The 7,041-nt window shown below is 51.0% G+C and carries 6 protein-coding genes and 1 riboswitch; of the genes, 2 read left to right on the top strand and 4 right to left on the bottom strand.

The genetic code is table 11. From position 1 onward, the window contains the following. Positions 1-152 precede the first annotated feature (152 nt). Positions 153-1,631, bottom strand: coding sequence for an MDR family MFS transporter (locus tag ACSZLD_RS14425; protein ID WP_377907641.1), 1,479 nt, complete (start codon positions 1,629-1,631; stop codon positions 153-155). A gap of 151 nt (positions 1,632-1,782) precedes the next feature. Here ACSZLD_RS14425 and ade point away from each other — a divergent pair, with 151 nt between their 5' ends. Further along, entirely contained in the window at positions 1,783-3,507 is a 1,725-nt protein-coding gene (gene ade, locus ACSZLD_RS14420; protein WP_444685585.1) for an adenine deaminase, read from the top strand. Between the two features lie 14 nt (positions 3,508-3,521). Continuing rightward, positions 3,522-4,526: a ThiF family adenylyltransferase gene (locus tag ACSZLD_RS14415; protein WP_444685584.1), complete on the top strand. Its 1,005-nt coding sequence runs from the start codon at positions 3,522-3,524 to the stop codon at positions 4,524-4,526. Here the strand turns inward: ACSZLD_RS14415 and thiE are convergent. From thiE to thiM, 3 genes are read right to left on the bottom strand one after another with little or no spacing between them, the layout of a single operon-like run. Further along, the gene (gene thiE / locus ACSZLD_RS14410; RefSeq protein ID WP_444685583.1) at positions 4,516-5,169 is read right to left on the bottom strand and encodes a thiamine phosphate synthase; all 654 of its coding nucleotides are present in this window, start codon (positions 5,167-5,169) and stop codon (positions 4,516-4,518) included. The genes ACSZLD_RS14415 and thiE overlap by 11 nt on opposite strands. Beyond that, entirely contained in the window at positions 5,166-5,993 is an 828-nt protein-coding gene (gene thiD / locus ACSZLD_RS14405; RefSeq protein WP_377907645.1) for a bifunctional hydroxymethylpyrimidine kinase/phosphomethylpyrimidine kinase, read from the bottom strand. The genes thiE and thiD overlap by 4 nt, the downstream gene beginning before the upstream one ends. Then, a complete protein-coding gene (gene thiM / locus ACSZLD_RS14400) occupies positions 5,990-6,799 on the bottom strand; it encodes a hydroxyethylthiazole kinase (RefSeq protein WP_444685582.1) in 810 nt (269 codons plus the stop codon). The genes thiD and thiM overlap by 4 nt, the downstream gene beginning before the upstream one ends. Before the next feature lie 86 nt (positions 6,800-6,885). Next, positions 6,886-6,990: riboswitch (TPP riboswitch) on the bottom strand. Between the last annotated feature and the right edge of the window lie 51 nt (positions 6,991-7,041).

Below are 7,041 nucleotides of genomic sequence, written 5' to 3'. Positions count from 1 at the left end.
TTGGTTTTGTCGCTTACACACACAGGTTCGGCGATTTTTTTCTGTTTCCTTCTATAAAATTACTTCTATACATAAAAAGGGGCTGTCCCGTCGATAATATCGACTTATGGGACAGCCCCGTTTTTTTCAGTATGCATTATGTGGAACGGTCATTATTTATTTTCCGCATTTGACTGGAGCGGAACGTCTGGCTCATTACGCTTTGGTCCGAATTCTGCATCCCATTCTTCATCGGACATTGGCTTTCGCGGTCGAAGAAATAAAATGAGAATTAAACCTGAGAAGGTCAGCGCTGTTAAAAACCCCATTGCGACATTCATTCCGATTATGTCCGGTGTCCGGTCAGCTGTACCGGTCTCAAGCTGCATCGCCGTAGTCGTCATAATCGTAACGAGCAGGGCAGTGCCGACAGATGCGGCGATTTGTCTCATCGTGTTATTCATAGCTGCCCCGTGTGGAATGAGCTTGCGGGGGAGTTCATTCAGCCCTGCTGTCGTAATCGGCATCATGACCATGGAAAACCCGAACATCCGTATCGCAAACAAGAGCGCAATAAACGTAATCGTCGCATAGGCGTCAACAAACAAAAATGCTGCAGTGGCTCCGCTCATAATCGTCAATCCGGTAAAAGCCAGTGCTCTCGCTCCGATCCGGTCAAAAATGTAGCCTGTGAGAGGAGACATGAATCCGGAAACAAGTGCTCCAGGCAGCAGAGCGAGACCGGAGTCAAATGCGGTGAAGCCTCGCATTTCCTGCAAGTAGAGCGGAATCAATGTTTCCATGCCGATCAGGCCGAGAAAGCCAATCATGCCGACCGCGGTCGCAATGGTGAACGTGCGAAGTTTGAAAACACGAAATTCCAGCATCGGATGCACCATGCGCAGCTGTCTCGTAATAAAGAGATAAAGGCAAACGGCACTCACAGCTAGTGAAAGAAGCGTGATTGGAGACAGCCAGCCGGCGTTCCCGGCGCTCGTAAATCCATAAAGCAATCCGCCGAATCCAAAAGAGGAAAGAATAATCGACGCCGGATCAACTTTGGGATTTTTGAGCTCTGTCACATTATTTAAAAGCTTCCATGCCAATAGAATGAGCAGCAGAATGAGCGGCAGCACGAGCCAGAACAAATAGCGCCATGCGAATGTCTCAATGACCCAGCCTGACAAAGCCGGCCCGAGAGCAGGAGCAAAGGAGATCGTCAGCCCCACAAAGCCCATCACCGTGCCGCGCTTTTCAAGCGGGAAGATAAGCAGAAAGACGGTCTGCATGAGCGGCAGCATGATTCCGGCACCGGCTGATTGAATAACACGGCCAGCGATCAGCATGCCGAAACTGTCGGCAAGTCCGCCGACTATCGTACCGGCAGTAAATGTAAGCATCGCCGTCATAAACAACTGCCTGGTAGTGAATTTTTCAATTAAAAAGGCTGTTACAGGAATCATGATTCCATTTACCAGCATAAAGACGGTGGTCAGCCACTGGGCTGTATTAGCCGTTACGTTCATCTCCTGCATGATTGGAGGAATCGCAGTGATCATGAGAGTTTGATTCAGTATCGTTAAAAAGGAGCCTGTCAGCAGAATAGCTGCAATGAGCAGGCTCCGTCTGGATACGCTTCCGGATTCAGTCAAGAGACTGCCCCCTTCCCGTATGGTTTAACAGTCTATTGAAGAGTGTACCACTCTTTACGTGTTTCCGTGTACTGGGAGGCAAAGCAAGCCGTAGACGTCTGACATCTCCTTCAGTATAATAAGAGAACAAAGCAGTGCGAGGAGTGAGGATATGGATCAGACAACGAGAAGGAGCATCATTAAAACCGCTGCAAATGAGCAGCAGGCTGATTTGGTTTTGAAAAGAGCAAGCATCGTCAATGTGTTCTCAGGTGAAATTGAAACTGGCGATATTGCGATTCAGGACGGTATTATCGCAGGTATCGGTGAATTTACAGGAAAAGAAGAATTGGACGTGAACGGACGGTACGTCGTTCCTGGCTTAATAGATGGACATGTTCACATCGAGTCGTCCATGGTTTCTCCGGCGAGGTTTTCCGACGTCGTCGTACCGAAGGGGGTCACAACGGTCGTCACCGATCCTCATGAAATCGCAAATGTGAAAGGAGCAGAGGGGATCCGCTATATGCTGGATGATTCTGAAAACGTGCCGCTGGATGTTCGGTTCATGCTGCCGTCCTGCGTTCCAGCCACACCGTTCGAACATGCAGGTGCGGAATTAAACGCTGCAGATCTTCGTCCATTTTATGAACACCCCCGCGTTATTGGACTCGCAGAAGTGATGAACTATCCTGCGGTCGAGCAGCGGGATGATGATATGATGAAAAAATTGGCGGACGCTGAAGGCAGAGGATTGAATATCGATGGACACGGTGCAGGATTTGCAGCGCGCCAAGTGAATGTTTATGCCGCAGCAGGTATCACGACTGATCATGAGTGTACAACAGCTGATGAGGCGTTGGAGCGGGTACGCAACGGCATGTACGTGATAATCCGTGAAGGCTCAGCTGCGAAGGACCTGCGCCAGGTGCTGCCAGCTGTTACTGCCAAGAACGCCCGCAGATTTCTTTTTTGCACCGATGATAAGCACCTTGATGAGCTGATTGATGATGGCAGTATCGATGCGTCTATCCGCATTGCCGTTAACGAGGGTCTCGATCCGGTAACAGCGGTTCAGATGGCGACACTTCATGCTGCAGAATGTTTTCAGCTTCATACGAAAGGAGCAGTGGCACCTGGCCGTGATGCTGATCTGCTAATAGTCGATGATCTGCATGATTTTTGTCCGTCGCACGTCTTTTGCGGCGGGAAACTGACAGCAGAAGAGGGCAGGCTTTCAGCAGGATCATCTGAGCAGGTCCCGCCTCCTGAAGCGCTGATAACTTCTGTCAATTTAAAGCCGTTTCAGCAGGAAGAGTTAAAGGTGAAAGCAGAGAAGGAAGAAGCGCTCTGCATTGAATACCGGCCTGACAGTATCGTAACCGGAAAAGGGTTCTACCGGCTTCCGATAAAAGGCGGCTATTTTCAGCAGGACCCCGCGCAGGATATGATGAAGCTGGTCGTATTGGAGCGTCATCATGAAACAGGTCATATCGGGGTCGGTTTTATCAAAGGGCTGAAGTTTACGAAAGGGGCGTTCGCACTAACGACCGCGCATGATTCGCACAACATTGTGGCAGCGGGCTTTTCAGACGAAGAAATAGAGCTGGCGGTAAAAACGGTAGAAGACATGCAGGGAGGACTTGCCCTTGTGATTGATGGAGAGGTAGAGGCTGCAATGCAGCTCGATATCGGCGGACTCATGTCATCCGCCGATGCACAATCAGCCGCAGCAGATCTAAAGCAGGTAGAGCACTCGTTCACAAAGGCAGGCTTTCACGGCTCATTTAATCCAATCTCGGCTCTCTCCTTCATGTGTCTGCCGGTTATTCCATCTCTAAAGCTCACAGATATGGGGTATTTCGATAGTGAACTTGGGGAGCATCGCTCGGTATAGAGGGAGGAAGCTGGATGAAGGACAGGTATTCACGGCAGGAGCTGTTTGCACCTATCGGCAGGGAAGGCCAGAAACAAATCAGCCATTCATCGGTTTTGATCGCAGGAGCGGGTGCGCTCGGAAGCGCGATTGCAGAAACGATGGTCCGGGCAGGCGTCGGCTCTGTGACGATCGTCGATCGTGATTATGTAGAGCCTTCGAACTTACAGCGCCAGCAGCTGTATACCGAGCAGGATGCGCTGGAGCAAAAGCCGAAAGCAACAGCTGCAGAAGAGCGGCTTCGCCAGATAAACAGCGGCGTGCATATAAAAGGCATCACTGGTGAAATAACGCTTGAACTGCTGGCATCCTTTAAGGGTGCGGACTTGATTCTCGACGGACTGGACAATTTTGAAACGAGACTTCTGCTGAATGACTTTTGCAGCAAATACAGGATCCCCTGGATTTATGGAGCTTGTGTTGCCTCCGGCGGACTTGCCTGTACGATTCTTCCCGGAAAGACAGCGTGTCTTTCCTGCATAGTCGGCGCCGTAACTGCTGGAGGGGATACGTGCGATACGGCAGGTATTCTCGGACCGGTCGTTCAGATGACAGCCGCTTATCAAACGGCAGAAGCGCTCAAGCTGTTAAGCGGAAACCTCGACAAGCTTAGAGACGGGATGGTTCAGTTTGATCTCTGGGAACCGGCGGTACACGTTATTGGAACTTCTAAAATGAAGCAAAAAAACTGCCCCTCCTGCGGCGAAGAGGCAGTTTACCCGTTTTTGAACGGCAGCGGAACGAGGCTGTCGGTGCTATGCGGACGTGATACGGTTCAGGTTAGACCGTCCCAGAAAGTTGATATCGAAGAAGTCCTTCAGAGACTGAAGCCGCACGTCCAGCTGCAGAATGAGTATCTGCTGCAGCTCGATCTCGAAGGAACACGTACCGTGTTATTTCGGGATGGGCGGGCCCTTATGCACGGATTATCAAATACGGAAAAGGCACTCCGGCTGTATCAGCGATTTATCAGCGGTTAATGGAACGATAGATGGAGAGAAGCGCGGAGGCAGCAGCCTCCGCGTTTTCTGCTGCAGATACCGCTGAAATTACCGAAACGCCATCAGCACCGGCTCGCAATACCGGCTTCGCGTTATCGAGCGTTATACCGCCGATCGCGGTTATCGGCAAATGGATACCAGCGTTTCGCATTTCCTGAATACGCTCCGGTCCTACAGGACTCTCCGCATCTTCCTTTGACGAAGTAGCGTACATGGGACCTGTGCCGAGGTAATCGGCTACGGCAGCAGCTGCTTCTGCCTCTGCAATCGTACGGGCGGAGACACCAAGTATTTTCTGTGCTCCAATCCTGCGCCGTGCTTCAGCCGGATCCGCATCATCTTGTCCGATATGGAGTCCATCAGCATCTGAGGCCAGAGCCAGTTCGATATCATCATTTACGATAAACGGCACATGAAACCGGGCACACAGTTCTTTTAGTTCCTTTGCAAGTACCAGGCGTTCGTCCTCATCCTGCAGACTCCCAGCTCCTTTTTCACGCAGCTGGAACATCGTTACTCCGCCTCGAAGCGCTTCAAACACAAGCTCCGGAAGCGGCCAGTCTGTATTTTGCGTACCTGCTATAAAGTAAACAGCAAGCCTTTCCTTTGCGAACTGGGTCACGTCTGTTCAACCTCCATTTTGATAAATGGTTTATCCGCCGTCCGGTGAGCTGCATGGTGAACGGGCCCAGCTCCTTCACCGACAGAGTGCGCATGAAGGATCGCCTGGTGAATAAACTGCTTTGCTGCAAAAACAGCATCTTTCATGGATTTTCCTTGAGCGAGATAGGCAGCAACGGCAGCAGCATACGTGCAGCCGGTGCCGTGCGTATGTTTTGTTTCGATTTTTTCGACGCTTAAATAGTGAAATTCAGCTCCATCGAATAGAATATCGGTGATTGTGGCAGCATCGGGTTCATGACCTCCCTTTAATAACACAGCCTCTGAACCAAATTTTAACAGTTCACGGGCCATTTCTTTACGAACTTGCAGCGAACTGCCCGACATTCCGGTGATCATTTCAGCCTCCGGAATATTTGGCGTGATCAACGAGGCATGAGGAAAAAGCTTCTCTGTCATCGTGGTCCGGGCTTCTTCCTTCAACAGCTCGGCTCCGGTCGTGGACACCATAACAGGATCAACGACCAACGCAGGGAGCCTGCCTTCAGCTGCAAAGGAGGCGGTGATTTCAATTCGTTCGGAATCGAACAGCATACCGGTTTTTACGCTGTGTGCGCCGATGTCATCCAATACGGAGGTGATTTGTGCTTCGAGCGCTTCTGGAGAAGCCGGGAAGACACCCTGAACGCCTACCGTATTTTGAGCTGTCAGAGCAGTAATGGCACTTGTGCCAAAAACGCCAAGCTCCTGAAATGTTTTTAAGTCGGCTTGAATTCCTGCTCCGCCGCCGCTGTCAGAACCGGCAATTGTCAATGCTGTTTTCATAATGATGCCTCCTTCAGAATAAGTTGCTGCTCAAGCTGTTCGTCTGTCAGCTGCTGAAGCATGTCGAGCAGATGGATTTGAAAATGACCTGGACCTGCATATGGTTGTCTGGCCGCGGCTGCTTCTGCACATACGCCGTAATAGGCGCAGGCTGCGGCTGCACCTTCAAGCGGAGAAGCCGCCCGGCTGATAAAAGCTGCCGCAATGGAGGACAGCAGACACCCTGCACCGGTGACATCCCGGAGCGAGGGAGAACCGTTATGAACGGTGATCATGCTGCTGCCGTCTGTAATGACGTCGATTTCGCCTGTCATGCAGACAGTCGTCTGCTGGGAGCGTGCAAGCTTCACCGCGGATTGTGACGCGTCATCAGGAGCAGCAGAGGCATCTACGCCTCTTACAACGGCTTCTGCCCCGGCAAGACTTGCAATTTCCCCGCTGTTCCCGCGGATAAGCGCGATATCGAGCTCCTTTAAGAGCATGGCAGCAGATTCTGTCCGAAACGAGGTAGCGCCTGCTCCGACTGGATCGAGGATGACTGGTTTTCCATGTTTATTTGCCGCTTTTCCGGCCAGAAGCATCGCCTCATTTGTGGCGCTTGAAAGCGTGCCGATGTTTAAGACTAGCGCGTCTGCTGCAGAAGCCATATCTGCGGCTTCCTCGGGAGCATATGCCATTACTGGTTTCGCGCCTGCCGCATAGAGGCCGTTGGCAGTAAAGTTAGTCACTACGACATTCGTAATGTTATGAATTAATGGGGCGTCGCTCTTAATTAGATTTCGCAGAGCGAGGACTTGATTCGTCATGCTTTCACTCCTTCACGTATATAATCTCTTGCACAGCGGAATAGAAAAAAGCCGTTTTCGTCGGAAGCTGGATCAGTCCGGAAAACGGCTGCTTTCATCCACTTTCCTACGCTGGTATTACGCCAGATCAGGTTCAAGGGGATCAGAAAATAGTTTCTGTCTCAGCACATGGTGCACCCCCAGCGGGTCAAACGTGATTAATTTGTGAACAATCATGCTCGTTCTTGCAGTAGCACTGATGT

Origin of the sequence: Alkalicoccus luteus, from assembly GCF_052061695.1 — a bacterium.
Classification (GTDB): Bacteria; Bacillota; Bacilli; order Bacillales; family Salisediminibacteriaceae; genus Alkalicoccus; species Alkalicoccus luteus.
Note: the sequence above shows the minus strand (reverse complement) of the source record. Positions and strands in the feature narration are given on the sequence as shown.